The organism is Dactylosporangium sp. CS-033363 (assembly GCF_050942475.1).
GTDB lineage: Bacteria > Actinomycetota > Actinomycetes > Mycobacteriales > Micromonosporaceae > Dactylosporangium.
Genome location: NZ_CP192032.1, coordinates 2,101,358 through 2,127,673 on the forward strand (window position 1 = coordinate 2,101,358; position 26,316 = coordinate 2,127,673).

Consider the following 26,316-nt stretch of genomic DNA (forward strand, 5'->3'; position numbering starts at 1 on the left):
GTTCGCGCAGCACTTCGCGCGATCGATAAGCGCCGCGAATAGCCGATACTTGACCGCGTGGCGGCGCTGCGGGACATCGAGTGCTTCGCGCTGGTGGCGCGGCACCGCTCGTTCTCGCGCGCGGCCGCCGCGCTGTCGCTGTCCCAGCCCGCGGTGAGCCAGGCGATCGCACGCCTCGAGCGGGAGCTGGGGCAACGCCTGTTCGCACGCACCAGCCGCGCGGTCGAGCCGACCTCCTTCGGCGCCGCGCTGCTCCCGTTTGCCACGGCCGTGCTCGATCAGGCAGCGGCGTTCGCGGCGGAGGCGGCGCGACTGGCGGTACCGTCGCCGCTCGGTATTCGGCTTGTTTATGCGCCGGTCGCGGGGACGTTCGCGGCCCGCCTCGCGCGCCGGCTGACCCTGCGCAAGCCGGGCCTGGACCTGACCCTCGTCCCGGCCGGTTGGTCGGCCGCGGCGGATGAGCTGCTGATTCCCGGGACGGCGGCCCTGATGAGCGCGCCGTTTCCGCCGGGGTACGCCACGGCCGCGCGGTTCCACGTGCCGCTGAGCCACTTGGCGCTTTCGTCGTCCGATCCGCTCTCGACCGCGCATTCGCTCACGCTGGACCGCGCGGGCCGGGTGCTGCTGCCGCGCGGCCTGCCCCTCCCGCCGGGCATCCGGCTGGCGGCGGAGCCGGTGGACGACCCGGCGGCGGCTCTGGACCTGGTCGCGGCGGGGCGGGGCGCACTCCCGGTGCCGCAGCTGCTCGTCGATACCGTGCGCCGGCCCGATGTTCGTTTCGTGCCGTTGGGCGGGCCGCCGCTGCGCCTGACGTTCGCGCTGGTGTGGCGCGCGGAGACGGCGGGGGAGGACGTGATGGCGCTCGTGCAGGCGGCGCAGGATGCCTTGCGGCGCTGAATGGTGGGGCGAAATGTCGGGCGCTGGCGCGCCGCGACATTTCGGACTTATCGCCTGTCAGGCGATAAGTCGGATTCGCGGCTTTTGACCGCCCTGGGTCGCGGGTACGCTTGTTGCCATACCCCCTCTGGTGCGGGAAACGTGAGACGAGGGGAGACTTGAGGCCCCATGACTACCGTCGACCGGCCGCTGCGGATCGTCCGGACCTATCACCCGCGCCGCGGGCGGCTCAGCGGTCGGCACTTCGACGCGCTGGAGCGCCTGGCCGCGCGGTACGCGTTCGCGCCCGGCGGCGGTTTCCAGGTCGACGTCCTGGAGATCGGCTCCGGGATGGGCGAGGCCACCGCGCAGATGGCCGCCGCCGACCCGCAGCGCCGGTACCTGGCCGTCGAGGTGCACACCCCCGGCGTCGCCAACCTGCTGCATCTCATCGACGATCTTGCGCTCGGCAACGTGCGCGTCGCGGACATCGACGCGTTCGAGTTGCTGGCGGGTCCGTCCATCCCGGCCGCGAGCCTTGACGCGGTGCACGTGTTCTTCCCGGACCCGTGGCCGAAGGCGCGCCACCACAAGCGCCGGCTGATCGTTCCTGCGCGAGTCGCCATCCTGCGCGAGCGACTGCGGTCCGGCGGCGTCCTGCACTGCGCGACCGACGACGAGGGATACGCGCACGCGATGCTCGAAACGCTCACCGCCGACCCCGGCCTGCGCAACCGGTACGACGGCTTCGCGCCGCGCCCCGCGCACCGGCCCGTCACCAAGTTCGAGCAGCGCGCGGTCAAGGCCGGCCGCGCCGCCTACGACCTGATGTTCGAGAAGCGATGAAGAACCTCGCGGCGCGCGTGCCCAGGGGCGGCGACCCGGACGCCGTCTTCGAGGCGTTCTCCACCTGGGCGCAGGAGCAGGGGCTCACCCTGTACCCGCACCAGGAGGAGTCGCTCATCGAGATCGTCTCCGGGGCCAACCTGATCCTGAACACGCCGACCGGTTCGGGCAAGAGCCTGGTCGCCGCGGCCGCGCACTTCGCCGCGCTCGCGAGCGATCGCACCACGTTCTACACCGCACCCATCAAAGCGCTCGTCTCCGAGAAGTTCTTCGCGCTCGTGGACATGTTCGGGCCCGAGAACGTCGGCATGCTCACCGGCGACGCGAGCGTCAACGCGGATGCGCCCATCATCTGCTGTACCGCCGAAATCCTCGCCAACATCGCACTGCGCGACGGGGCGAGCGCCGACGTCGGCATCGTCGTCATGGACGAGTTCCACTTCTACGCCGACCCCGACCGCGGCTGGGCGTGGCAGGTCCCGCTGATCGAGCTCGCGCAGGCCCAGTTCGTGCTCATGTCCGCCACGCTCGGCGACGTGACGCGGTTCGAGGAGGACCTCACCCGGCGCACCGGGCGCCCGACGGCGGTGGTGAAGAACGCCGAGCGGCCCGTGCCGCTGATGTTCAACTACTCCATGGACCCGCTGCACGAAACGATCGAAGAACTGCTGTCCACGCGCCAGGCGCCGGTGTACATCGTGCACTTCACGCAGGCCGCGGCGCTCGAACGCGCACAAGCGCTCATGAGCGTGAACGTCTCCACGCGCGCCGAAAAGGACATGATCGCCGAGGCGATCGGCAACTTCCGGTTCACGGCGGGCTTCGGCAAGACCCTGTCGCGGCTGGTCCGGCACGGGATCGGCGTGCACCACGCGGGCATGCTCCCGAAGTACCGGCGGCTGGTCGAAACGCTCGCGCAGGCCGGCCTGCTCAAGGTCATCTGCGGCACCGACACCCTCGGCGTGGGCATCAACGTGCCCATTCGCACCGTGCTGTTCACGGCACTGTCCAAGTACGACGGACAACGAACGCGTCTGTTGTACGCCCGGGAGTTCCACCAGATCGCCGGTCGCGCGGGCCGGGCCGGGTTCGACACGGTCGGTACCGTCGTCGTGCAGGCGCCGGAGCACGTCATCGACAACGAGCGCGCACTCGCGAAAGCGGGCGACGACCCCAAGAAGCGCCGCAAGGTCGTGCGCAAGAAGCCGCCGGAGGGCTCGATCGGCTGGGGGCGGCCCACGTTCGACCGGCTCGTCGAGGCCGAGCCGGAACCGCTCAAGTCCAGCTTCCAGGTGTCGCACGCGATGCTGCTCAACGTGATCGGCCGCCCCGGCGACGCGTTCGCCGCGATGCGCCACCTGCTCACCGAGAACCACGAGGATGCGCACTCGCAGCGCCGGCTCATCCGCCGCGCGATCGCCATCTACCGCGCCCTGCTCGCCGGTGGCGTGGTCGAGCAGCTGCCCGAGCCCGACGAGGACGGCCGCCGCGTGCGGCTCACCGTCGACCTGCAGATGGACTTCGCGCTCAACCAGCCGCTCTCGCCGTTCGCGCTCGCCGCGATCGAGCTGCTGGACCGCGAGGCGCCCGGGTACGCCCTCGACGTCCTCTCCGTCATCGAGTCCACATTGGACGACCCGCGCCAGGTGCTCTCCGCGCAGCAGTTCAAGGCGCGCGGCGAGGCGGTCGCGGCGATGAAGGCCGAGGGCATCGAATACGAGCAGCGACTCGAACTGCTCGACGAGGTCACCCACCCCAAGCCGCTGCTCGACCTGCTCGACAACGCGTACAACATGTACAAACAGGGACACCCCTGGGTGGCCGACTACGCCCTCTCGCCCAAGTCCGTCGTGCGCGACATGTTCGAACGCGCCATGACGTTCGTCGAGTACGTCGGTTTCTACGGCCTGTCGCGCTCGGAAGGCCTGGTGCTGCGCTACCTGGCCGACGCGTACAAGGCCGTGCGCCAGACGGTCCCCGAGGACGCGCGCACCGAGGACCTCACGGACATCATCGAGTGGCTGGGCGAGCTCGTGCGCCAGGTCGACTCCAGCCTCATCGACGAGTGGGAGCGCCTGCGCAACCCCGGCGACGTCGAGGAACGCGCAGTCCGCGACGACAGACCGCCGGCCGTGACGCGCAACCTGCGCGCTTTCCGCGTGCTCGTGCGCAACGCGCTGTTCCGCCGCGTCGAACTGGCCGCCCTGCGCCGCTACGACGAACTCGGCGAGCTGGACGGCGAGGCCGGCTTCACCGCGGACACGTGGGAGGACGCGATCGAGTCGTACTTCGACGAGTACGAGACGATGGGCGTCGGCCCGGACGCGCGCGGCCCGGCCCTGCTGGTCATCGACCAGAAGCCGGACCGCTGGCACGTGCGCCAGATCTTCGACGACCCCGAGGGCGACCGCGACTGGGCCATCACCGCCGAGGTCGACCTGGCCGAGTCGGATGCCCAAGGAGCCGCGGTTGTACGCGTAGTGTCCGTCGGCCCTGCTACTCCGTGAGCACCCGCAACGCCCGGGCGACCGTTTCGGCCATCGCATCGCGCGCGCCGCGCAGGTAGCTGCGCGGATCGACCACATCGGCCTGTTGCGCCATCGCCACGCGAATCGCCCCGGTGAACGCCACGTTCAGGGCGGTCCCGATGTTCACTTTCACCAGTCCGCCCTTGACCGCCGCGCGCAGTTCGTCATCGGGCACCCCGGACGACCCGTGCAACACGAGCGGCACGCTGACCGCCGCGCGCAGCCGCCCGATCAGCTCGTGATCGAGCCGCGCATCCCGGGTGGTCATGGCATGCGAGGACCCGACGGCCACGGCGAGCGCGTCGACCCCGGTCGCGCTTACGTATGCGGCGGCCTCGCCGGGATCGGTGCGTACACCCGGCTTGTGGGCGCCGTTCTTGCCGCCGACCTCGCCCAGCTCGCTCTCGACCCAGAGCCCGGAGGCATGCCCCCGCCGGACGGCATCCGCGGTGGCGGCGACATTGGCCGCGTACGCGAGCCTCGACGCGTCGAACATCACCGACCCGAACCCGTTCCCGGCCGCCTGATCGAACAGCTCATCGCTCTCGACGTGGTCGAGATGCAGCCCGACGGCCACGGTGGACAGTTCGGCCACGGCCCGGGCGGCGGCCGCGATCGGCGCGAGCCGCCCCTGATGGAACCGAACGGCGTTCTCGCTGATCTGCAGGATCACCGGGCACCCGGCCGCCTCGGCCCCGGCCACCACCGCCTCGGCGTGCTCGACCGTGATGACGTTGAACGCCCCGGCCCCCACCCCGCGCCGCCGGGCATCCTCGACGATCTGACCAGTGGGGATCAGCATGGGTGGTGCTCCTCGCTCAGGTCGGCGGGTGTGACGGCGATGCGTCCGCGCAGCGCTCGGTAGCGGTCCTGGTCGACGGCCCCGGCGACGGGCGCGGCCACCGCGGCGGCCGACAGCGCAACGGCATCGGCGAGCAGCGCGGGCCAGGGCGTGTCGTCACGGAGACCACGGGCGAGCGCGGCGACACACGCGTCGCCGGCCCCGGTTGGATTGCCGCGCTCAGGTCCCGGCGGCACCGCGCGCCACGACTCCCGCTCGTGCACCGCGAACAGACCGTCGGCGCCACTGGACACGACCACGCACCCAGCACCCAGACCGCGCAGCGCACTCGCCTCCATCGCAAGGTCGGCGAGTTCGCCGCGGTTCGGTTTGACCACGTCCGGACGGCCCGCGACGCCCATTCGCAGGGGTTCGCCGCTCGTGTCGAGCACCGTGCGGACACCGTGCTCGCGGGCGGCGGCGATGAGGACCGCGTACGCGTCGACCGGCAGCCCCCGCGGCAGCGACCCGGACAGGGCCACGACGGTCGCGTCGGTGAGCAGCCGGCGGTACAGGAGAAGGAATTGCTGCCATTCCTCCGCCGTGACGTCTGGTCCCGGCTCCCACAGTCCGGTGGCGTCGGCACCGTCGGCAATCGTGACCGTGCGGCGCGTCTCGGCGGCGATCGGCGCGAACGCGTGCGGCAGACCGGCCGCGCTGAGCAGGTGGCGCACCCGGTCGCCGGTGGCGCCGCCCAGCAGCCCGGTCGCGAGCACCGGTTCGCCCTGCGCGTGCAGGACGCTCGCCACGTTGAGGCCCTTGCCCCCGGCGCGTTCGTGCACGGCCCGCACGCGATGGGTGGTGTGCGGCCGCAGCTCGTCGACCGCGTACGTCAGGTCCAGCGCCGGATTCAGCGTCACGGTCAGGATCACGGGCGCGCCTCCGGGGGTGTGCTGCCTGCGCGCCGGTGGTCAGGCCAGGATGACGGAGCGGGTCAGCAGGCGGGGCTGGTCGGGGTTCAGGCCGCGGTGCTCGGCGAGGGCCACGGCGAAGCGCTGCGCGAGGACCAGCTGGGCGAGCGGGTCGCGGGCATCGCGGTACGGCAGGGCGCCGGCGTCGCGCGCGGCCTCGTCGAGCGACTCGGGCACGTCGCCGAACGACCACACGAGGCTGCGCGGACCGGCGACGGCGACGGGGCCGTGGCGGTAGTCGCGGGCCGGGTACGACTCGGACCACGCCTGCGCGGCCTCGCGCGCTTTGAGCGCCGCTTCGTGCGCGAGTCCGACCGTCCAGCCGGTACCGAGGAACACGAGGTGCTCGATCGTGGACGGATCGGCCGGCAACTGCGCGGCCAGGGCGGCCTCGCCGTCGGCGACCAGGTGGCCCAGGTCCTCGCCGAACGCGGCGCGGGCCAGGGCCAGGACGGTGGTGGGGAAGCGGGTCTGCACGACGCTGCGCTCGTCGGCGAAGTCGAGCAGGAGCCGGGTGTCGGCGAGGTCGTCGACCGGCTCGCCGTCGACCGCGGTGATCGCCACCCGGTGCGTGCCGGCCGGTACCAGCCGCAGGGCCTCGAGGACCTCGGTCGAGGTGCCGGAGCGGGTGACGGCGACGACGCGGTCGTACCGGCGGCGGGGGACGTATTCGGAGGCGCACACGGCGTCGGTCTCGCCCAGCCCGGCGGCCTCGCGCAGTTCGGCGATGCTCTGGGCGACGAACCAGGAGGTGCCGCAGCCGAGCACGAGCGTCCGCTGCCCGGGTGCCGCGAGCGCGGCCCGGGCCTCGCCGGCGAGCCCGAGCCCACGGCCCCACACGGCCGGCTGGCTGGCGATTTCGCGCGCGGTGTCGGTCATGAGCAGGACGCTATGCGCGTTCGTGTTCGTTCGACAAGGCGAACTGCGCAAGTGAACAGTTGATATTGCGCGTTTGACCTTTGCCGCGCATGCGTGGATGCACTAGCGTCACTGCGCGTGGTGCAGAGTTCGCCCAAGCGCGCCGAGCGCCTGTCGGGGATCGTCGAGCGCGTCTCCGGTACGGGCTCCGGCGACGTCCACGCGCTCGCCGAGGCGTTCGCCGTCTCGCCCGCGACCATCCGCCGCGACCTGCAGCTGCTGGAGGATCAGCACCAGATCGCGCGCACGCACGGCGGCGCGGTGGCCATGGACGTGGCCTTCGAGCTGCCCGTCCGGTACCGGTCCGGGCACCGTCGCGAGGAGAAGGCGCGCATCGCGAAATGCGCGGCCGGACTCCTCCCGCACGGGCCGCTGACCCTGGGGCTGAGCGGGGGCACGACCACGCTGCTGCTGGCCCGGCAGCTCGCCGAGCGGCACGAGCTGACCGTGGTGACCAACGCGATCAACATCGCGTCCGAGGTGGTCCCGCGGCCGCGGCAGAAGCTCATCATGACCGGCGGGGTCTCCCGCACCCAGTCCTACGAGCTGGTCGGGCCGATCGCGGACCAGGCCCTGGCCGGGCTCAACATGCAGGTCGCCGTGATCGGCGTCGACGGGATCAGCGCCCGCGGCGGCCTGACCACCCACGACGACGTCGAGGCGCACACCAACGCGGCCATGATCCGCCGGGCCGACCGGGTCGTCGTGGTCGCCGACGGCTCCAAGATCGGGAAGGTCTGCCTGGCCGGCATCTGCCCGCTCACCGCGATCGCGGTGCTCGTGACCGACGCGAGCGCGGACATTGACGAGGTCGAGGCGATCCGCCGGGCCGGACCCGAGGTCGTGATCGCGCCGTGAGCGATGCGACGGTACGGCTGGCGGTCATCGGCGCCGGCCAGCGCGGCACCTGGTACTCCCGGCTCGCGGTGCGGACCGGTCGCGCGCAGGTCGTGGCCGTCGCCGAAGCCGATCCGGCCAGGCGGGCGGCGTTCGCGCGGGAGTTCGCGCTCCCCGCGTCGAGGGTCTTCGACGCGTGGGAGCGGCTGGCCGAAGGTGAGCGAATGGCCGACGCCGCGATCGTGGCCACGCAGGACACCATGCACGAGGGACCCGCGGTCGCGCTCGCCGGCCGCGGGTACCACCTGATGCTCGAAAAGCCGATGGCGCCCGAGGAACCCGCGGCGCGCCGCATCGCCGAGGCGGTCGTCCGGTCCGGGGTGATCGCCGCGGTGTGCCACGTGCTGCGGTACACCCCGTACACCGCCGCGCTCAAAGCGCTGCTCGATGATGGTCGTATCGGCCGGATCGTGAGCATGCAGCACCTCGAACCGGTCGGCTGGTGGCATCAGGCGCACTCGTTCGTGCGCGGAAACTGGCGCAGTGCGAGCGTTTCGTCGCCGATGTTGCTCGCCAAGGCCTGCCACGACGTCGATTGGCTCTTGTACCTCGCGGGGGAGCCCGTCCGCCGCGTCAGCTCGTTCGGCGGCCTTGCGCACTTCCGGCCCGATCAGCGCCCGGACGGCGCCGCCGATCGGTGCCTGGACTGCGCGATCGAGCACGACTGCCCGTACTCGGCGCCGAAGCTGTACTTCCCGCTCGTCGACGCGCAGCCGCCGGACGAACCCGTGCATTGGCCGCTGTCCGTGGTCACCGCCGAGCCGACGCACGAGGCCGTGCGGGTGGCGCTTCGCACAGGACAGTACGGACGCTGCGTCTATGCCTGTGACAACGATGTGGTCGATCACCAGGTGGTGTCGATGGAGCTGGCCGGGGGCGGGACCGTCGCGCTGACGATGACCGCGTTCACGCCGCTCGAGCACCGCAAGACGCGCATCTTCGGCACGCACGGGTTCGTCGACGGGGATGGCCATTCGATCAGGCTCGTCGACTTTCGCACCGGTGCGGACACCACGACGAGCATCGCCGCCGGAGGGTCCGGGGACCACTCCGACGGCGATGCCGGTCTGGTCGAGGCGTTCGTGGCCGCGGTGGCCGCGGGCGACGCCTCGCTGTTGCGCTCGGATGTGCGCACGAGCCTGGCCGGCCACCAGGTCGTGTGGGCCGCCGAGGAGGCCCGCCGCACCGGCACCGTCGTGACGCTTTAGCAGCGAACGGTGCGCAGTGCGCTCAGGAACTGGCCCGGCTCGCTGAACGCGCAGAAGTGGCTGGCGTTCTCGATCAGGACGAGCTGCTTCTCCGGGGCGTCGACCTCGGCGAAGTACTCGACCGCGGGGCCGGTCAGGGTGACCACGTCCCGCGCGCCCTGGAACAGGTAGAACGGGACCTCGAACGAGGTGCCGAGCGCGCGGGCGTCCCACCGCATGAACTGCTCGAACATGGTGTCGCGGGACTTGCCGAAGCCCTTGAGCCAGGCGGACACGTCGGCCAGGGAGTAGTCGGGCTTGGTCAGCAGGAGCTTGAAGAGCCTGGTCAGGGCCGCGTTGCCGGTGGTCGGGTCGGTCCCCATGCTCCACTGCATGCGGGTGCCCCAGCTCTTGACGTCCCAGGTGCGCGGGTCGTCGTCGAGCTTCTCGAGCGCCGCGACGCCGCGCTTGTTGTTCGCCGCGCGCAGCCGGTCGATGGTGTCCAGGCGGCCCTTGCGCTCGTTTTCGACCATGTTCACGTAGAAGTCGGTGCCGACGTACGCGCAGAACAGGTCCGGGCGGCGCTTGACCATCGGCAGGCCGACGATGGTGCCCATCGAGCCGGCCATGAGCAGGATGCGGTCCTGGCCGAAGTACTCGCGCAGGTGCTCCGCGACCTCGATGCCGTCGTTCACCATGAGCTCGAAGTCGAGCTCCTCGGCGTTGAAACCGTTGCGGCGCAGGGTCTTGCCGGCGCCGCGCCGGTCCCAGTGCACGACGGTGAAGAAACGCTCCCATTCGCGCAGTACCGGAGTGAACACCGAGTAGGGGGAGCCGGGGCCGCCGTGCACGACCAGCAGCACCGGGTTGGTGCGGTCCTCGCCGCGGATCTGCAGCCACTGCTCGACGCCGCCGATATTGACGTACCGGCCCTCGACGATGCCGTTAGGGTTGTCGATTCGTGCATCGTTCGCGCGCTGAAGCTTGCGAATGCCCCGGTACACGAACGGTGCGGCGGCGACGGTGGCGACTGCGGCTCCGGTGATGGCGGCGGTGATCATGTGGTGCCTCCCCTGTGGTGTGGTGAGACCACTGTACAAAATTCTAAGACGTTTGTCCAAGACAAAATTCTTAGACGTATGCTTCAGGCATGGGTAACCGGGAGAAGCTGCTCGACGGCGCGCTGCGATGCCTGCTCGAGAAGGGGTACGCGGCCACCACCGCGCGCGACATCGCCTCCGCGGCCGGCGTGAGCCTGGCCGCGATCAACTACCACTTCAGGACCACGGAGGCGCTGCTCAACGAGGCGCTGCAGCGGGCCATCGAACAGTGGGCCGACGAGATGGAGCGCGCGCTGCGGGACGCGGCCGGGGTGGACGGCGCGGCCGAGCGGTTCGAGGCGGTGTGGGCGAGTGTGATCGCCTCGGTCACCGCGAACCGTCCGTTGTGGACAACGCAGTTCGAGGTCGTCACGCAGCTGGGGCGGCAGCCGGCCCCGTCACCCGCCTGGTCGGAACCGCAGGCCCAGGCCCAGGCCGGGCTCGCCGCGCTGTTCCACGGCATCGACCCCGAGGCCGAGCCGGAACGCGCGCAAGTGATCGGCGGTTTCTACCACGCCCTGCTCACGGGCGTCGTGGTGCAACATCTGACCGTGCCCGATCGCGCCATGAGCGGCCGCGACCTGGCCGTCGCCCTGCGCTTCGTCGCCTCACGGCTGGTTGAGGTGTAGATACCCCCGTCGTACCGCCGGCAGCGCGATCTCCTGCGGAAACGCCGATTTGGCCGCGACCCGCTCGGCGGGCGCCCCGTCGGCGTCCCCCTCCCGGATCAGCCAGGCGAGGTCGGCGAGCTGCTCGTGTTGCGCACGAACGAACCGCCGATCGGTCACCGCGCCGTGCCCCGGCACGACCTGACTGTCCGCGGTGAGCAGCGCGAGCAGTCCGGCCACGGTGTCCGGCCAGTCCAGCGGATAGGCGTCGTCGAACTGCGGGGGCCCGCTCTGTTCGACCAGGTCACCCGCGATGAGCAGGTCGGCGTCGGGCACCACGGCCACGAGATCCCCGATGGAGTGCCCTCGTCCGAAATGCCGCAGTTGTACCGTACGATCGCCGAGCTCTATCTCTTGCGCACTGCGCACGAGTGCCGTTGCCGGTGTCGGAGTGGTGCACGCCAGTTCATCGGCGAGCTCGGGAAAAGCGAGCACTGCGCGTTCGCGCAACGCCGGCCCGATGAGCGCGGCGGCCTCTTCGTGGGCCCAGATCGGTACACCCGCGAAAATGGCGTTCCCGAAGACGTGGTCGAAATGGTGGTGCGTGTTGACGACCACGAGCGGCAGTGCCGTCACGCGCCGGACCGCGGCGAGAAGGTCCTCGGCCTGCCGCGCGCTCGACAACGTGTCCACAACGAGCGCGGCCTCACCCCCGACGACGAGCGTCGCGTTCACCTCGAGCACCGGATGGCGCAACACGTGCACGCCGGTGGCAATCTCGCGCAGCACTGTCATGGCTCTTCCGCCTTTGTCTTGGCGCCGGTCCTCCATGGCCTTCGCCAGTCTTCAGGTCCGGTCTTGCACGGCCTTCGCCAGTCTTCAGGTCCGGTCTTGCACGGCCTTCGCCAGTCTTCAGGTCCGGTCTTGCATGGCCTTCGCCAGTTTCTAGGTCCGGTCCTCCATGGCCTTCGCCAGGAAGCGCGCCCGTTCGACGACGATCCGCTCGACCCGGCCCTCGGCCACGACCTTCTCTCCGTCGCGTACCACGATCTCGAACATCAGCCGCCGCCCGTCCGCCTTGGCCAGGCGCGCCTCGGCCACCACCCGCCCCCCGATCGGCGTGGCGGCGCGATGCTCCAGGTCGACGCGGATGCCGACGGTCGTGAACCCGGGCGGAAGCCGGCTGGCGGTGGCGCCGACGGTGGCCGCCTCGGCGAGCGCCAGCACCCGGGGCGTGCCCAGCACCGGTACGTCCCCGGACCCCAGCGCCTGCGCCGTGTCGGCGTCGGTGACCGTGAGCTGGACGCGGGTGACCGCGCCGACCCAGGAACTGGCATCGACCGTGGGGCGCTCGCTCGGCTGCATACCCCCAAGACTAGCGACCGCGATGATTGGCCGGGCCGCCATGCTGTGCGACCACGGCCACTGTGCGTTTCGTCCACTTGCGTTTCGTCCACCCTGCGCCTCGTCCCCGTGCGTCTCGTCCTCGTGCGTCTCGTCCTCGTGCGTCTCGTCCTCGTGCGTCTCGTCCCCGTGCGCTTCTTCCTCGTGCGCTTCTTCCTCGTGCGCTTCTTCCTCGTGCGCTTCTTCCTCGTGCGTTTTTTCCACTGCCCAGGTCGCGGGAATTGACACCGGGATGACACCGGCGGGGGCCTAGCGTGGCGGCATGAACGTTGCTGGTGAGTGGATCGGACTCGGGAAGGTCGTCGCGCTGACGGGGGCGGGGATCTCGACCGACTCCGGAATCCCGGACTTCCGCGGCCCCAACGGCGTCTGGACGCGGGACCCGGAGGCGATGAAGCTGTCGTCGATCGAGCACTACGTCGCCGACCCCGAGGTGCGCCGGCGCGCGTGGCAGGAGCGACTCACCCACCCGGCCTGGGGCGCCGTGCCGAACGCGGCCCATCGCGCCCTCGCCGACCTGGACCGCGCGGGCCTGCTCGACGCCGTGATCACCCAGAACATCGACGGCCTCCACCAGCGGGCCGGCCTCGATCCGGCGCGAGTCATCGAGCTGCACGGCACCATCCACGAGACCGAGTGCCTGCAGTGCGGGGCGCGCGGCCCGATGGACGACACTCTGGCCCGCGTACGGTCCGGCGAGCCCGACCCCACCTGCCTCGGCTGCGGCGGCATGCTCAAGTCGGCCACGATCTCCTTCGGCCAGCAGATGAACATGACCACCCTGACGGCCGCGGCCGAGGCCTCGATGTACTGCCGGACCTTCCTCGCCATCGGTACCTCGCTGACCGTCCACCCGGCCGCGGGCCTGGTCTCGGTCGCCTCCAAGCAGGGCGCCCGGATCGTGATCCTGAACGACGCCGAAACCCCCTACGACCACCTCGCCGACGAACTCATCCGCGAACCGATCGGGGAGGTGCTGCCCGCGTTGGTGGAGTCCGCAACCGCCGCGCGCACCTGACCGTTCGCCCGGGAGCAGAACAGGAGACCGTGACCGCCGCCGCGCGCGCCTGACAACCCGCCCGACGGCAGACAGGAGACCGTGACCGCCGCGCGCACCCGACAACCCGCCCGACGGAGGAACAGGAGACCGCAGCCGCCGGGCTTACCTGACCTCAGCCGGGGTGGAGATCGCCGGCAGGGCGCGAGCTGGGCCCGCGGTGGAGGTTGCCGTGAGCGTGGGAGTCGCTGTCGCGGCGGAGGTCGCCGGCAGGTTGTCAGTCGGGCTCACGGTGGGGGTCGCCGTCGGTCCGGGGAGCCCAGTGTCGGGGTGGGGGCCGCGGGCGGGGTGCGAGCCGGGCCGACGGTGGAGGTCGCCGTCGGTGCGGGATTCAGTGTCCGGGGTGGAGGTCGCCGACTGAGTGCGAGTCGGGCCCGTGGTGGTGGAGATCGCCGTCGGTGCGAGCGTCGGTGTCGGGCCCGCGGCGGGCGTTGGTGTCGGTGTGCGAGGCCGGGCTGGGGCCGAAGTCGGGATCTGGCTGAGAGGGAGTGGTCGAGCGGGAGTCGGTGCCGTGGTGGAGGTCGCGGGCGGTGTGCGAGTCGGGCCCATGGTGGAGGCCGCCGTCGGTGCGAGCGTCGGTGTCGGGCCCGCGGTGGACGTTGGTGTCGGTGTGCGAGCCCGGGCGAGGGCCGAAGTCGAGATCTGACTGAGGGGGAGTGGTCGAGCTGGACTCAGTGTCCGAGCGGAAGCCAGTGCCCGAGTGGGAGTCCGTGGCCGCGCCGACGTCAGTGGTCGAGCGGGAGTCAGTGGCCGGGCGGGAGTCGGTGGCCGGGCGGAAGTCGGGGTCTGAGCGGAAGTCGGCGTCGGCGGGGAAGGCCTGAACGGGGTGCGGGGCGGCGCCAGCGTCCGTGGCGGGAGTGGCGACAGGCGCCTGCGGCCGGGGGCGGGTTGCCGCCACCCGCGTGGAGAAGGTTCTCCGGGCCGTGCGGGAACGCGTCGCCAGCTCGTCGGCCAGGCGGTAGGCCTCGTCCGCGGCGCGGAAGCGGGCTGTCGCCGTCAAGCCGCCCGCCGTGTCGACCGTCACCGTGGCCAAGGAGAGCATGCGCTGCCAAGGGCCCTGGACCACCCGGACGCTCTGGACCCGGGCCAGCGGCACCGCCACCAGTTCGCGGGTCAGCACCCCCTCGCGGACCGCTACGAAGTCGTCGGTCACCGCTACGCCGATGCGGGACCACGCCAATGGGGCGAGCCAGCGCGCCCGGCGGGGCGGGCCGGACATCGACAGCGTGGTGACGTCCACGGTGCCGATGACGGCTGCGCCCAGTACCGCCGAAGCGACCGCCACCGCGCGAGGTGAAGCGGCGACCGGGACCAGGGTGCCCGCCCGCAGCTGTTCCTCGCCGTCGCCGCCGTAGCCCGCCACGTCCATGCGGGCGCGGGCCCAGCCGCCGCCGCGCCACAGCAAGGGCCAGGTCAGCTTCACGGCCTGGACGCGGCGTGGAGGGACGGACTGGCTGCGCTTGTTCAGCAGGCCCTGCCGAACGCGCAGCGCCGCGGTGTCGTCGGTGATGCGGAAGTCCCATTCGTCGAGGACCCGGCGTACGGGGACCTGGAAGACGCCCAGGAAGGCCGTGATGGTGCTGGCCGCGCCGATGAGGGTCCAGTCCGGGTGGGACAGGGCCGGCCAGATGACGAAGGCGGCCCCGATCGGGACGGCCAGGGCCTGGGGCGTGAGGAGCTGGGCGAGCAGCAGGCGGTTGTTGTCCACCGCGAACAGCGGCCGCTCGTCGGACGGGGCGGCGGGGGCGGCACCGGTGGCCAGGCCCAGCAGGGAGGCGCGCAGTTCGGTGGCGCCGGCCAGCGTGAGGTACGCCAGCGGGGCCTCGGTCTTCCCGCCGCCGATCACCTCCAGGCGGAGCTCGGCCAGTCCGAAGACTCGGGCCAGGGCGGGGCGGACGACGTCGATGGCCTGGACGCGCTCCAGCGGGATGGTCCGCACCCGGCGGGAGAGCAGGCCCTCGTGCACGCGCAGCTCGCGGCCGACTACCTCGTACCCCGTGACGGCCCAGACCACGGCCGAGACGAGCACCGCGCCGACCAGGATCACGACCATGGCGATCAGCCAGTGGAGCAGCCCCAGGTCGGACAGGCCGCGCCAGGAGACGGCCACGGCGGCGATGGCGACCAGTTTCGCCCCGCGGACCAGCGGCGTCAGTGGGTGCAGACGCCGGCGCGGCACGCCCCCGACTGCGGTCACAGGCCCTCTTCGCGGATCTCGCCCAGGGCGGCCAAGCGGTCGCGCAGGCGGGTCGCCTCGGCGGCCTCCAGGCCGGGCACCGTGGCGTCGCTCGCCGCGGCCGCGGTGTGCAGGGTGACCGTGGCCAGGCCCACGGCGCGCTCGAGCGGGCCGGCGGTCACGTCGACGAACTGCATCCGGGCGTACGGCACGATGGACAGCCGCCGCACCAGCAGCCCGTGCCTGACCAGCAGATCCTCGGCGCGCTCGGCGTAGCCCCAGGCGCGGATGGAGCGGCGCAGGAAGAACGCGCGGAGGGCGCCGAGGGCCAGGACGAGCACGGCGGCGGCGAGGAACCAGGCCGACCACACCAGGCCGGTCACGACGCAGGCCAGGGCGAGGATGAGCACCCAGACGGTCAGGACGACCAGGCGGACCAGGTAGTACCGCGGCGAGATCGGCCGCCACTCGACCGTGTCCGGCCAGGGGCGCAGCGGGTCGGGCGCGACCGGTGCGTTCACCGCTCAAGCCTATCCGCAGCGTCGATCGGCGCCGTGTCCCGAAGAAACCCGCGAACGCTCAAGAACTCCGACAGCGAGACCCGGTGGTCGTCGCAGGCCAGCCAGATCTTGCGCCGATCGGGAGTGTGCAGCTTCGGATTGTTCCACAACAGCTGCCAGACAGCCTGGGAACGGCAGCCCTTCGCGGAGCAGATGAGCGAGTCCACACCGGAATTGTGGCGCAGGCGAAGAGGGTGAGCGCCGGGCGGCCACGGGGGAAGCCGCCCGGCGACGGGTGAATCGTACCCGTCCCGGTACGGGTGATGTCCAGTCGTGCCGGCCGCCCGGTGACGAAAATCCCCAGAATCGATGGCCGCATTTGCGATATATCGGGCAAAGCGCCTTCGAAGCGAACTCTCAGTAGGCTCTCAGCGGCGTCGGTCGCGATCGGTCGCCGCGCCGTGCGACGCTAGGTTGGCCGACGTTAGGTTTGTTCCGGCGTTAGGTTGATCGGAAATAGACGAAACGCGCGTGGAGGACCGGTGACCCAGCCGAGCAACCCTGTCTCGACCCCCGCTCAGGACGCCACGGTGCTCGAACGCGCCCTGTTCGAGGTCAAGCGGGTGATCGTCGGCCAGGATCGGATGATCGAGCGGATGTTCGTCTCGCTGCTCAGCCGCGGGCACGTGCTGCTCGAGGGCGTGCCGGGCGTCGCCAAGACCCTCGCCGTGGAGACGCTGGCCCGGGTCGTGGGCGGCACGTTCTCCCGCATCCAGTTCACGCCCGACCTGGTGCCGGCCGACATCGTGGGCACCCGGATCTACCGGCAGTCCAGCGAGAAGTTCGACGTCGAGCTCGGGCCGGTGTTCGTGAACTTCCTGCTGGCCGACGAGATCAACCGCGCGCCCGCCAAGGTGCAGTCGGCGCTGCTGGAGGTCATGGCCGAGCAGCAGGTGTCCGTCGGCGGCGAGACCTACGACGTGCCCCGCCCGTTCCTGGTCATGGCCACTCAGAACCCGATCGAGCAGGAGGGCGTCTACCCGCTGCCCGAGGCCCAGCGCGACCGGTTCCTCATGAAGATCCAGGTGGGGTACCCCACCGACGCCGAGGAGCGCGAGATCGTCTACCGGGTCAGCGTGAAGACGCCGGAGCCGCAGGCGGTGCTCACCACCGAGGAGCTCATGGCGCTGCAGGACAAGGCGGACGACGTCTTCGTGCACAACGCGCTCGTGGACTACGCGGTGCGGCTGGTGGTCGCCACCCGCAACCCGGCCGAGCACGGGCTGGGCGACATGGCGCACCTCATCCAGTACGGTGCGAGCCCCCGTGCCTCGCTCGGCATCGTGCGGGCCTGCCGCGCCCTCGCCCTGCTGCGCGGCCGGGACTACGCGCTGCCGCAGGACGTGCAGGACATCGCCCCCGACATCCTGCGCCACCGGCTGGTGCTCTCCTACGACGCGCTGGCCGACGACATCCCGGCCGACGACGTCGTGCGCCGCGTGCTCGCGGCCGTGCCGCCGCCCACCGTCGCGCCCCGCCAGCAGGCCACCACGGCCCCGAACGGCCAGGCCGTCCAGCCCGGCGGTCCGCAGCCGGGCCAGCCGCCGACGACCACGATCACCACCTGGCCGGGTCGGTGAAGATCGAAAGCGGTACCGGACTGGACGACGCCCGCGCGGAGGTCGTCCTCAACCGCATGCAACTGCTCGTCACGCGCAAGCTCGACGGCCTGCTCCAGGGCGACTACCTGGGCCTGCTGCCGGGGCCGGGCACGGAGGCGGGCGAGTCGCGCGAATACCGCCCGGGCGACGACGTGCGGCGCATGGACTGGCCGGTCACCGCGCGGACCACGCTGCCGCACGTGCGCCAGACCGTGGCCGACCGGGAACTGGAGACCTGGCTCGCCGTCGACCTGAGCGCCAGCCTGGACTTCGGCACCGCCAACTACCTCAAGCGCGATCTCGCGATCGCCGCCGCGGCCGCCGTTGCGCACCTGACGGTCAGGGGTGGAAACCGCATAGGAGCCGTCGTCGGTACCGCCGAAGCTCTCACCCGCCTCCCCGCCCGCCCCGGCCGCAAGGACGCGCAGGGCCTGCTGCGCACCATCGCGCTCACCAGGGGACGGCCCGGCCGCGCGGACCTCGGCGCGCTCATCGACATGCTGAACCGGCCCCCGCGCCGGCGCGGCATGGCCGTGGTGATCTCGGACTTCATGACCCCGCCGCAGCAGTGGGCCCGCCCGCTGCGCAAGCTCGGCGTCCGCCACGACCTGCTCGCCGTCGAGGTCGTCGACCCGCGGGAGCTGGAGCTGCCCAACGTCGGCGTGATCGCGCTCGTGGACCCCGAGACCGGGCGCATGCACGAGGTACAGACGGCGGACCCGAAACTGCGGCACCGCTACGCACACGCGGCCGCCGCCCAGCGCGCCGAGATAGCCTCGGCCCTGCGCGGCGCGAACGCGGCCCATCTGCGGCTGCGCACCGACTCCGACTGGCTCCTGGACATCGTCCGGTTCGTCGCGGCCCAGCGACACGCTCGAACTCGAGGTACGACCCGATGATCCGACTGCTCTCGCCATGGTGGCTGCTCGCCCTGATCCCCGTTGCCGCGGTGATCGGCGTGTACGTCTGGCGGCAGCTGCACCGGCGCGCGTTCGCCGTGCGCTTCACCAACGTGGACCTGCTCAGCAGCCTCGTCCCCAAGGGGATCGGCGTGCGCCGGCACATCAGCGCGGCGGCGTTCCTGCTCAGCCTGGTGATCCTGGCGTTCGGGATGACGCGCCCGTCGTACGACACCAAGGAACCGCTGGAACGGGCCACCATCATGCTGGCGATCGACGTGTCGCTGTCGATGCAGGCCACGGACGTCGCGCCGACCCGGATCGAGGCGGCGAAGTCGGCCGCCCAGGACTTCGTCAAGCAGCTGCCGGCCAGCTTCAACGTCGGGCTGGTCTCCTTCGCCAAGACCGCCAGCGTGCTGGTCTCGCCGACCAAGGAGCGCAGCGCGGTGATGCAGGCCATCGCGGGCCTGACCCTGCAGGAGTCCACGGCGACCGGTGAGGCGGTCTTCACCAGCCTCGACGCGATCCGCACGGTGCCGGCCGACGGCGCCAACGGGCCGCCTCCCGCCCGGATCGTGCTGCTCTCCGACGGGTTCCGCACCGCCGGGCGGTCCCTGGAGGACGCGTCGGCGGCGGCCTCGGCGGCCAACGTGCCGGTCTCGACGATCGCCTTCGGCACCGACGAGGGCGTCGTGCGCATCGGCAACACCCCGCAGCGGGTGCCGGTCGACCGCCCGTCGCTGCAGAAGGTGGCCGAGGTCACCAAGGGGTACTTCTACGAGGCCGCCAGCAAGGACGAGCTGAAGCGGGTCTACTCCGACATGGGCAGCTCCATCGGCTACCGCACGAAGCCGAAGGAGATCACCCAGTGGTACCTCGGCTTCGGCTTCCTGATGGCGCTGTGCGCGGGCGCGCTGAGCCTGCTCTGGGGCTCGCGACTGCCCTAGAGCGGAGAGTTGGCCGGTGCCCGGTCTGACCGGGTGCCGGCCGTCATCACCATCAGTGCGCGCCGACCATGTAGAACAGCGCGGCGACCCAGACGGCGGCCAGGAAAAAGCCCACGGGCGCGACAAAACGGCTCACGACAAGCTCCAACGGGTGTTGTCTCAACAGAGAACGAGAGAACAGACACACGGAAGCCGTGGCGGGGATGCGGTTGCTCTACCGGCCACGACTGGAGGGATCGCTACTTCGCACAGCGATCACCTCCTGGGAGCAGCTGCCGTGCCGGACGGGCAGCGAAACGAGCCCAGCCGTCAGCGCGGCCGGACGATCGTGAACGAGTACATCGTACGCCTACGCGCGACGCCCGGCATCCGCCGCCCGGCCGAGTGGGCCCTACCATCTGGTAACGCCTAGTCTCCGTACAGCATTCGCAGCTCTTCCAGAAAGGCGGCACCGTGGCGAGGACCGTGCTGGTCACCGGCGGGAACCGGGGCATTGGACTGGCGATCGCGCAGGCGTTCGCCAAGCAGGGGGACCGCGTCGCGGTGACGCACCGCGGTTCCGGCGCTCCGGAGGGTCTCTTCGGCGTGCAGTGTGACATCACCGACAGCGCCGCCGTGGACGCCGCCTTCACCGAGGTCGAGAACGCGCTCGGCCCGGTCGAGGTGCTGATCGCCAACGCCGGCGTCACCCAGGACACGCTGCTGCTGCGCATGAGCGAGGAGCAGTTCACCGGGGTCATCGACACCAACCTGACCGGCTCGTTCCGCTGCGCCAAGCGCGCCGCGAGCAAGATGCTGCGCGCCCGCTGGGGCCGGATCGTCTTCATCTCCTCGGTCGTCGGCCTGTACGGCAGCCCCGGTCAGGTCAACTACGCCGCCAGCAAGGCCGGCCTGGTCGGCATGGCCCGCTCGATCACCCGTGAGCTCGGCAGCCGCAACATCACCGCCAACGTGGTGGCGCCCGGCTTCATCGAGACGGACATGACGGCGGTGCTGCCCGAGGCGACGCAGGCGGAGTACAAGAAGAACATCCCGCTGGGTCGCATGGCCAAGCCGGAGGAGGTCGCCGACGTGGTGACGTTCCTCGCCAGCGACGCCGCGGCCTACATCACCGGCGCCGTCATCCCCGTCGACGGCGGCCTCGGCATGGGCCACTGAACCACTTCTTTCTGAGGGAGACTCCGGAAACCATGGCAGGACTTCTCGAGGGCAAACGGCTGCTGATCACCGGGATCATCACCGACCAGTCGATCGCCTTCGCCGCCGCGCGGCTCGCCCAGGAGCAGGGCGCCAAGGTCGTGCTCACCGGCTTCGGCCGGCTGTCGCTGGTCGAGCGCATCGCCAAGCGGCTGCCGGAGGAGGCGCCGGTCATCGAGCTCGACGTGACCAACCAGGAGCACCTCGACGGCCTCGCCGACAAGGTGCGCGAGCACGTGGACGGCCTCGACGGGGTCCTGCACTCGATCGCCTTCGCCCCGGCCAGCTGCCTGGGCGGCGACTTCCTGACCGCGCCGTGGGAGGACGTCGCCACCGCGGTGCACGTCTCGACGTTCTCGTTCAAGTCGCTCGCGGTCGCCTGCCTGCCGCTCATGGGCCCCGGCGGCTCCGTCGTGGGCCTGGACTTCGACGCCTCGCGCGCCTACCCGGTGTACGACTGGATGGGCGTGGCCAAGGCCGGCCTCGAGTCGACCTCGCGCTACCTGGCCCGCGAGCTCGGCCCGCGCGGCATCCGGGTGAACCTGGTCGCGGCGGGCCCGCTGCGCACGATGGCGGCCAAGTCGATCCCGGGCTTCGCGGTCTTCGAGGACTCGTGGTCGAAGCAGGCGCCGCTCGGCTGGGACCTCTACGACCAGGCCGCGGCCGGCAAGGCGTGCTGCGCGCTCATGTCCGACTGGTTCCCGGCCACGACGGGCGAGATCGTGCACGTCGACGGCGGGTACCACGCCATCGGTGGCACGTCCTGACGACCGGCTGACCCGGGGCCTCCGCTCGGGGCCCCGATCCGGGCGGGGGCAGAATGAACAGCGTGGCTTATGACGCGTTCCTCCTGCTCTCGTTCGGCGGTCCGGAGGGGCAGGACGACGTCCTGCCGTTCCTGGAGAACGTGACCCGCGGGCGGGGCATCCCGCGCGAGCGCCTGGAGGCCGTCGCCGGCCACTACCGCCACTTCGGCGGCGTCTCCCCGATCAACGCGCAGTGCCGCGAGCTGATCGAGGCCCTCAGGCCCCGCCTCGACCTGCCGATCTACTGGGGGAACCGCAACTGGCACCCGATGCTGGCCGACACTGTCGAGCAAATGCGCGATGACGGTGTACAGCACGTGCTCGCCTTCGTGACCAGCCCGTTCGGCTCCTACTCGTCGTGCCGGCAGTACCTCGACGACATCGACCGGGCCCGCGCACAGGTGCCCGGCGCGCCCGTCATCGACAAGATCAGGCATTACCACGACCATCCCGGGTACATCGCGCCGCACGCCGACGCCGTGCGGGCCGCGCTGGCGAGCCTGCCGGGCAGTACACCGGCGAATATCGCGTTCACCGCGCACTCGATCCCGACCGCGATGAACGCGGCCAGCGGCCCGGGCGGGCAGGGGCGCTATGTGGCCCAGCTGCGCGAGACCGCCGCGCTCGTGGCCGCCGCGGCCGCTCCCGGACTGGCGTGGGACCTGGTCTGGCAGAGCCGCTCCGGGCCGCCGCAGGTGCCGTGGCTGGAGCCGGACATCAACGACCACCTGGAGCGGCTGGCCAAGGACGGGGTGCGCGAGGTGGTGGTGAGCCCGATCGGCTTCATCTCGGATCATCTAGAGGTGATCTGGGACCTCGACGAGGAGGCGAAGGCGACGGCGGAGCGGCTCGGCCTGGCGTACGCGCGAGCGGGCACGCCCGGCGCCGACCCGCGGTTCGCGGACATGGTGCGGGAGCTGGTGGACGAGCGCGTCCTTGCTCACAGTAATGTGCGTCACGCGCTTGGCACCGTTCCGACCTGGGATTTCTGTCCGGCTGACTGCTGCGCGTCACCAAAACGCGCATAGGCCCGAAACGTTTACGAGGGAGCATGGTGCGCGTGAGAGAACGCAAGCCCATCGAGTCCTGGCTCACCGACATGGACGGGGTCCTCGTGCACGAGGGCGTCCCCGTGCCGGGCGCACCGGAGTTCGTCAACCGGCTGCGCTCATCGGGCAAGCCGTTCCTGATCCTGACCAACAACTCGATCTACACCGCGCGCGACCTGCAGGCCCGGCTGCGCCGGATCGGCTTCGACGTGCCGGAGTCGGCCATCTGGACCTCCGCGCTGGCCACCGCCGAGTTCCTGAACACGCAGCGGCCCGGCGGCACCGCCTACGTCATCGGCGAGGCGGGGCTGACCACGGCCATGCACGAGGTCGGGTACATCCTCACCGACACCGAGCCCGACTACGTGGTGCTGGGGGAGACCCGGACGTACTCGTTCGAGGCCATCACGCAGGCGATCCGGCTCGTCAACGACGGGGCCCGGTTCATCTGCACCAACCCCGACGCCACCGGGCCGTCCAACGAGGGCGCGCTGCCGGCCTGCGGTGCGGTCGCGGCGCTGATCTCGAAGGCGACGGGCATCGAGCCGTACTTCATCGGCAAGCCCAACCCGATGATGATGCGCTCGGCGCTCAACAGCATCGACGCGCACTCCGAGACCACGGCGATGATAGGCGACCGCATGGACACGGACGTCCTGTGCGGGCTGGAGGCCGGCCTGGAGACGATCCTCGTGCTCAGCGGCATCAGCACGGCGGCGGACGTGGAGCGCTACCCGTACCGCCCGTCGCGGATCATCCCGTCGGTCGCCCAGCTGATCGACGAGGTCTGACCGGGAACAGCCAGGGAGAACGGCTAGAGCAGCGGGGCGTTGCAGGCGGCCACGAGGGCCCGGCGGCAGGCCGTGGTCAAGGGCCGAAGCGCGGCGTCCCGCTGTTGTACCTCGTAGCCGTTGACCGCCCCGCCCGGCGCCGCGTGCTCGGCGAGGGCGAGCACCCGGTCGAGGATGCTGGCCCGCGCGTACAGGCGGCGGGCCCGGGGGTCGTAGCCGGGCGGCAGGTCGGTCGCGCCGTCGGGCTTGCGGATGGCCTCGATCGCGCCCGCCAGCTCGGGGCGCCACTGCGCGATGTCGAGCTTCGCGAGGGTGCGCGTGGCCGTGGCCAGCTCGGCCGACAGTTCCGCCTCCGCCTCGGCGGTGCTCGGCTCGTGGTTGCGGGGCCGCTCCTCCGGCAGGGCGAACACCTGCCAGCGCACCGTCTCGAACTCGTCGCCCGAACCCGACGTGTGCAGCCGCACCTCCGGCACGAAGCCCAGCTCGCCCGCGACCACGCCCTCCCCGGCCAGCAGCGCCGCGCCGGTGAACGGCCCGGGGCCCGGCAGGCCGCGGGGGTCGCCGGGGGCGGGGAGCACGAGCCGTACCTCGTCCGGGTGCAGCTTCGCCAGCTGTGCCAGGGCGTCGGCGAGCGACACGTCGGTCCAGGTGCCGGGGACGTCGGAGACCATGTGCTCCTCGTCGCCGGAGATCTCGGCGGCGGCGTCGTCGCACGGCACCAGGCCGGCGCGCCACGCCCGGACCCATGCCACGAAACGCGCCGAGCGGCGCGCCTGGAGGGTCGCCGCGCGTGCTGCGGGGGACATGGGAGCAAGGGTACGTGCTGACGTGCCGGTATGTCTCGCAGGCGAACAGGCCGTCAGCCGATACGCTTCCCGGCCATGGACGTCCTGGCGAACAACGACTGGCGGCGCCGCCGCGCGGTCCCCGTCGTCGAGGCCGAGCTCGACCTGGTCGTGGAGGACGCCGACTCGGGTTTCTGCGGAGCCGTGGTCGGATTCGAGTTCGGCGCCGTGGTCCTCGAGGACCGCCACGGCAACAAGCGCAACTTCCCGCTCGAGCCGGCCGCGTTCCTGCTCGAGGGCAAGGCGGTCACGCTGGTGCGTCCGGCCCCTCAGCGGGTACACCAGCAGCAGCAGCGAACCGCGAGCGGCTCCATCGCCGTGTCCGGCCAGACCGCCCGCGTCGCCCGCCGGAGCCGGATCTGGGTCGAGGGCATCCACGACGCCGCCCTGGTCGAGCGCATCTGGGGCGACGACCTGCGCATCGAGGGCGTGGTCGTGGAGCCGCTGGACGGCATCGACGAGCTCGCCGCCGCCGTCCGGGACTTCTCACCGGGCCCGGTCGCGCGCCTCGGCGTCCTGGTCGACCACCTGGTCCCGGGCTCGAAGGAGAGCCGCATCGTCGCCTCCGTGCAGTCGCCGTACGTGCTGGTCACCGGCCACCCGTACGTGGACGTCTGGCAGGCCGTGAAGCCGTCCGCGCTCGGCATCCGCGCCTGGCCCGTCGTCCCGCCCGGCCGGCCGTGGAAGGAGGGCGTGTGCGCGGCCCTGGGCGTCCGGGAACCCGCCGACATGTGGCGCCGCGTCCTGGCCTCGGTCTCCAGCTTCCGCGACGTCGAGACGCCTCTGATCAACTCCATGGAACGCCTGATCGACTTCGTCACCGAACCGGACGAAGACGTCTGAAACTCCGAAATGTCCGTTGCGCAGCGGCGGATATTTCGCGTACTAGAGCTCAGGCCACGGGTCGCGGGTGAAGACGAAGGTCGCGATGTCCAGGGCGACCACCTCGCCCGCCGGGGAGCGGCGGACCTGGAGCAGCTCGCCGTCGTTCTCGCCCGAGCGGCCCCGCCAGCGGTCGGGCGCCGGGCCGTCCGGCTCGAAGCGCCAGGGGGCCTCGCCGGTCGTCAGGGGCGTGATCACCAGGGCGCCGTCGAGCCAGCCGGCCTCGTACTCGCGGCCCATCCACCACCAGCGGCCCGTCAGCGGGGCGACGGCGGGCGGCGGGGGAGTGCCGGGCCGCCACGGGGCCGGGCGGGCCGGTTCGCGGTCCAGGACCGTCTCCAGCAGGTCCAGGCCGAAGGCGGACAGGCCGCCCGGGTACTGCATCGTGTACGCGTTCGCGAAGGTCACCACGGCGGTCCGGGACGGGCGGTGGACGGCGAGCGCGGCGGCGTACCCGGGCATGGAGCCGCTGTGGCCGGCGAAGACGCGGTCGGCGCGGCGCCACAGCTGCAGGCCGAGGCCGTGGCCCTCGCGCCAGCCGTCCAGGTCGGAGAGGACGACCGGGGCGCACATCTCCTCGACCGTCGCCGGGGCGAGCACGGCCGGGTCGGGGTCGGCCAGGAAGGCGGCCCAGCGGGACAGGTCCTCGACCGTCGACCACAGCTGGCCGGCCGGGGCCATCGCGCCCGCGTCGAGGCGGGGCTCCTCGCGCAGGCGGTCGAGCCAGGGGTGCACGACGTACCCGCGGGCGAAGGGCTCCTGCGCGGCGTACGTGGTGCGGTCCAGGCCCAGCGGGCGCAGGAGCCGCTTCTCCGCCTGCTCCCGCCAGGCCGCGCCACCCACGCGGGCCACGACGGCGCCCAGGAGGCCGTAGGCGAGGTTGGAGTAGTGGAAGCCGTGCAGCGGGGGGTACGCGACCTTGTCGGCGGTCAGCGTGGCCAGGAACGTGTCGACGTCGGTGCCGCCGTTGCGCTCCCACCAGTCGCCGTCGGGCTCGCGCTGGACGCCGCCCGCGTGGCCCAGCAACTGGCGGAGGGTCACCGCACCCACCGGGGTCCCCGGAAGGTGCCGGTACAGCAGGTCGTCGAGGGCCAGGCGGCCTTCGTCGCGCAGGGCCAGTACCAAGGCGGCGGTCATGGTTTTGGTGATCGAGCCGATCCGGAACTGTTCCCCGGGCCGGTGGTCCCCGGCCGCGGCCACGTGGGCCAGGGCGCCGTCCCGGACCAGGCCGGCGACCAGGGCGGGGACCCGGGCGGCGGCGTGTGCGCGGGCGAGCAGGTCGTCGAGGCGGGCGGTGGTCTCGGGCAGCAGGGGCGGCACGGTCACGCCCCTCCCAACTGTCCACCGCGCGAGAGGGTGGCGGCCCGATTGCAACGTTCCCACGACGTCC

Annotated in this window: 27 protein-coding genes; 16 read left to right on the top strand and 11 right to left on the bottom strand. The window is 71.7% G+C overall.

The genetic code is table 11. From position 1 onward, the window contains the following. The first annotated feature begins 57 nt into the window (after positions 1–57). The 3 genes from ACQPZ4_RS09660 (at position 58) to ACQPZ4_RS09670 (ending at position 4,229) form a co-directional block, all read left to right on the top strand. On the top strand, positions 58–897 hold the full coding sequence (locus ACQPZ4_RS09660; RefSeq protein WP_433058046.1) for a LysR family transcriptional regulator: 840 nt from the start codon (positions 58–60) through the stop codon (positions 895–897). 168 nt (positions 898–1,065) lie between these two features. After that, on the top strand, positions 1,066–1,722 hold the full coding sequence (trmB, locus tag ACQPZ4_RS09665; protein WP_433058048.1) for a tRNA (guanosine(46)-N7)-methyltransferase TrmB: 657 nt from the start codon (positions 1,066–1,068) through the stop codon (positions 1,720–1,722). Next, positions 1,719–4,229 (top strand): DEAD/DEAH box helicase, encoded by a 2,511-nt coding sequence (locus ACQPZ4_RS09670; protein WP_433058050.1) that lies wholly within the window; start codon positions 1,719–1,721, stop codon positions 4,227–4,229. Before trmB ends, ACQPZ4_RS09670 begins: the two co-directional genes overlap by 4 nt. On the opposite strand, the gene ACQPZ4_RS09675 is transcribed toward ACQPZ4_RS09670, so the two are convergent. From ACQPZ4_RS09675 to ACQPZ4_RS09685, 3 genes are read right to left on the bottom strand one after another with little or no spacing between them, the layout of a single operon-like run. After that, positions 4,219–5,052 (bottom strand): class II fructose-bisphosphate aldolase, encoded by an 834-nt coding sequence (locus ACQPZ4_RS09675; RefSeq protein ID WP_433058051.1) that lies wholly within the window; start codon positions 5,050–5,052, stop codon positions 4,219–4,221. The genes ACQPZ4_RS09670 and ACQPZ4_RS09675 overlap by 11 nt on opposite strands. Continuing rightward, positions 5,046–5,963, bottom strand: coding sequence for a 1-phosphofructokinase family hexose kinase (locus tag ACQPZ4_RS09680; protein ID WP_433058053.1), 918 nt, complete (start codon positions 5,961–5,963; stop codon positions 5,046–5,048). Before ACQPZ4_RS09680 ends, ACQPZ4_RS09675 begins: the two co-directional genes overlap by 7 nt. A gap of 39 nt (positions 5,964–6,002) precedes the next feature. After that, a complete protein-coding gene (locus ACQPZ4_RS09685; RefSeq protein ID WP_433058054.1) occupies positions 6,003–6,881 on the bottom strand; it encodes an SIS domain-containing protein in 879 nt (292 codons plus the stop codon). A gap of 117 nt (positions 6,882–6,998) precedes the next feature. Here ACQPZ4_RS09685 and ACQPZ4_RS09690 point away from each other — a divergent pair, with 117 nt between their 5' ends. Together ACQPZ4_RS09690 and ACQPZ4_RS09695 are read left to right on the top strand one after the other, a co-directional pair. Then, positions 6,999–7,778 (top strand): DeoR/GlpR family DNA-binding transcription regulator, encoded by a 780-nt coding sequence (locus ACQPZ4_RS09690; RefSeq protein ID WP_433058056.1) that lies wholly within the window; start codon positions 6,999–7,001, stop codon positions 7,776–7,778. Continuing rightward, the gene (locus tag ACQPZ4_RS09695) at positions 7,775–9,025 is read left to right on the top strand and encodes a Gfo/Idh/MocA family protein (RefSeq protein WP_433058057.1); all 1,251 of its coding nucleotides are present in this window, start codon (positions 7,775–7,777) and stop codon (positions 9,023–9,025) included. Before ACQPZ4_RS09690 ends, ACQPZ4_RS09695 begins: the two co-directional genes overlap by 4 nt. On the opposite strand, the gene ACQPZ4_RS09700 is transcribed toward ACQPZ4_RS09695, so the two are convergent. After that, on the bottom strand, positions 9,022–10,065 hold the full coding sequence (locus ACQPZ4_RS09700; RefSeq protein ID WP_433058059.1) for an alpha/beta fold hydrolase: 1,044 nt from the start codon (positions 10,063–10,065) through the stop codon (positions 9,022–9,024). The two genes, ACQPZ4_RS09695 and ACQPZ4_RS09700, sit on opposite strands and share 4 nt — an antisense overlap. An 89-nt stretch (positions 10,066–10,154) precedes the next feature. Here ACQPZ4_RS09700 and ACQPZ4_RS09705 point away from each other — a divergent pair, with 89 nt between their 5' ends. Then, positions 10,155–10,733 carry a TetR/AcrR family transcriptional regulator gene (locus ACQPZ4_RS09705; RefSeq protein WP_433058061.1) on the top strand — a complete coding sequence of 193 codons (579 nt, stop codon included), beginning with the start codon at positions 10,155–10,157 and terminating at the stop codon, positions 10,731–10,733. Here ACQPZ4_RS09705 and ACQPZ4_RS09710 read toward each other — a convergent pair. After that, positions 10,713–11,507 (bottom strand): MBL fold metallo-hydrolase, encoded by a 795-nt coding sequence (locus ACQPZ4_RS09710; protein ID WP_433058063.1) that lies wholly within the window; start codon positions 11,505–11,507, stop codon positions 10,713–10,715. The two genes, ACQPZ4_RS09705 and ACQPZ4_RS09710, sit on opposite strands and share 21 nt — an antisense overlap. A 150-nt stretch (positions 11,508–11,657) precedes the next feature. Continuing rightward, positions 11,658–12,077, bottom strand: coding sequence for a thioesterase family protein (locus ACQPZ4_RS09715; protein WP_433058065.1), 420 nt, complete (start codon positions 12,075–12,077; stop codon positions 11,658–11,660). A 108-nt stretch (positions 12,078–12,185) separates the two neighbouring features. On the opposite strand from ACQPZ4_RS09715, the gene ACQPZ4_RS09720 reads away from it, so the two are divergent. Continuing rightward, positions 12,186–12,341, top strand: coding sequence for a hypothetical protein (locus tag ACQPZ4_RS09720; protein ID WP_433058067.1), 156 nt, complete (start codon positions 12,186–12,188; stop codon positions 12,339–12,341). A 37-nt stretch (positions 12,342–12,378) separates the two neighbouring features. Then, positions 12,379–13,134, top strand: a complete 756-nt coding sequence (locus ACQPZ4_RS09725) for an SIR2 family NAD-dependent protein deacylase (RefSeq protein WP_433058069.1) — start codon at positions 12,379–12,381, stop codon at positions 13,132–13,134. 370 nt (positions 13,135–13,504) lie between these two features. Here ACQPZ4_RS09725 and ACQPZ4_RS09730 read toward each other — a convergent pair whose 3' ends face one another. From ACQPZ4_RS09730 to ACQPZ4_RS09740, 3 genes are read right to left on the bottom strand one after another with little or no spacing between them, the layout of a single operon-like run. Next, the gene (locus tag ACQPZ4_RS09730) at positions 13,505–15,370 is read right to left on the bottom strand and encodes a PH domain-containing protein (protein WP_433058071.1); all 1,866 of its coding nucleotides are present in this window, start codon (positions 15,368–15,370) and stop codon (positions 13,505–13,507) included. Next, positions 15,367–15,870: a PH domain-containing protein gene (locus tag ACQPZ4_RS09735; protein ID WP_433058073.1), complete on the bottom strand. Its 504-nt coding sequence runs from the start codon at positions 15,868–15,870 to the stop codon at positions 15,367–15,369. The genes ACQPZ4_RS09730 and ACQPZ4_RS09735 overlap by 4 nt, the downstream gene beginning before the upstream one ends. Beyond that, a complete protein-coding gene (locus ACQPZ4_RS09740) occupies positions 15,867–16,076 on the bottom strand; it encodes an acetone carboxylase (RefSeq protein WP_433058075.1) in 210 nt (69 codons plus the stop codon). Before ACQPZ4_RS09740 ends, ACQPZ4_RS09735 begins: the two co-directional genes overlap by 4 nt. Before the next feature lie 315 nt (positions 16,077–16,391). Between ACQPZ4_RS09740 and ACQPZ4_RS09745 the strand changes: the two genes are divergently transcribed. From ACQPZ4_RS09745 to ACQPZ4_RS09775, 7 genes are all read left to right on the top strand, one after another. Further along, positions 16,392–17,489, top strand: a complete 1,098-nt coding sequence (locus ACQPZ4_RS09745) for an AAA family ATPase (RefSeq protein ID WP_433058077.1) — start codon at positions 16,392–16,394, stop codon at positions 17,487–17,489. Between the two features lie 56 nt (positions 17,490–17,545). Beyond that, positions 17,546–18,409 (top strand): DUF58 domain-containing protein, encoded by an 864-nt coding sequence (locus tag ACQPZ4_RS09750; RefSeq protein ID WP_433066412.1) that lies wholly within the window; start codon positions 17,546–17,548, stop codon positions 18,407–18,409. Further along, on the top strand, positions 18,406–19,356 hold the full coding sequence (locus ACQPZ4_RS09755; RefSeq protein ID WP_433058079.1) for a VWA domain-containing protein: 951 nt from the start codon (positions 18,406–18,408) through the stop codon (positions 19,354–19,356). Before ACQPZ4_RS09750 ends, ACQPZ4_RS09755 begins: the two co-directional genes overlap by 4 nt. Positions 19,357–19,809: 453 nt before the next feature. Continuing rightward, complete coding sequence (fabG, locus tag ACQPZ4_RS09760) at positions 19,810–20,514, top strand: 3-oxoacyl-[acyl-carrier-protein] reductase (protein ID WP_433058081.1); 705 nt, start codon at positions 19,810–19,812, stop codon at positions 20,512–20,514. Between the two features lie 32 nt (positions 20,515–20,546). Continuing rightward, entirely contained in the window at positions 20,547–21,320 is a 774-nt protein-coding gene (gene fabI / locus ACQPZ4_RS09765) for an enoyl-ACP reductase FabI (protein WP_433058083.1), read from the top strand. A 62-nt stretch (positions 21,321–21,382) separates the two neighbouring features. Beyond that, positions 21,383–22,387, top strand: a complete 1,005-nt coding sequence (locus tag ACQPZ4_RS09770) for a ferrochelatase (RefSeq protein WP_433058084.1) — start codon at positions 21,383–21,385, stop codon at positions 22,385–22,387. A 23-nt stretch (positions 22,388–22,410) separates the two neighbouring features. Beyond that, positions 22,411–23,199: an HAD-IIA family hydrolase gene (locus ACQPZ4_RS09775; RefSeq protein WP_433058086.1), complete on the top strand. Its 789-nt coding sequence runs from the start codon at positions 22,411–22,413 to the stop codon at positions 23,197–23,199. 23 nt (positions 23,200–23,222) lie between these two features. Here ACQPZ4_RS09775 and ACQPZ4_RS09780 read toward each other — a convergent pair whose 3' ends face one another. Next, on the bottom strand, positions 23,223–24,005 hold the full coding sequence (locus tag ACQPZ4_RS09780) for a hypothetical protein (protein ID WP_433058087.1): 783 nt from the start codon (positions 24,003–24,005) through the stop codon (positions 23,223–23,225). Positions 24,006–24,080: 75 nt separating this feature from the next. Between ACQPZ4_RS09780 and ACQPZ4_RS09785 the strand changes: the two genes are divergently transcribed. Next, positions 24,081–24,887, top strand: coding sequence for a DUF3097 domain-containing protein (locus tag ACQPZ4_RS09785; RefSeq protein ID WP_433058089.1), 807 nt, complete (start codon positions 24,081–24,083; stop codon positions 24,885–24,887). Between the two features lie 42 nt (positions 24,888–24,929). On the opposite strand, the gene ACQPZ4_RS09790 is transcribed toward ACQPZ4_RS09785, so the two are convergent. Continuing rightward, positions 24,930–26,252, bottom strand: a complete 1,323-nt coding sequence (locus tag ACQPZ4_RS09790) for a serine hydrolase domain-containing protein (RefSeq protein ID WP_433058091.1) — start codon at positions 26,250–26,252, stop codon at positions 24,930–24,932. Between the last annotated feature and the right edge of the window lie 64 nt (positions 26,253–26,316).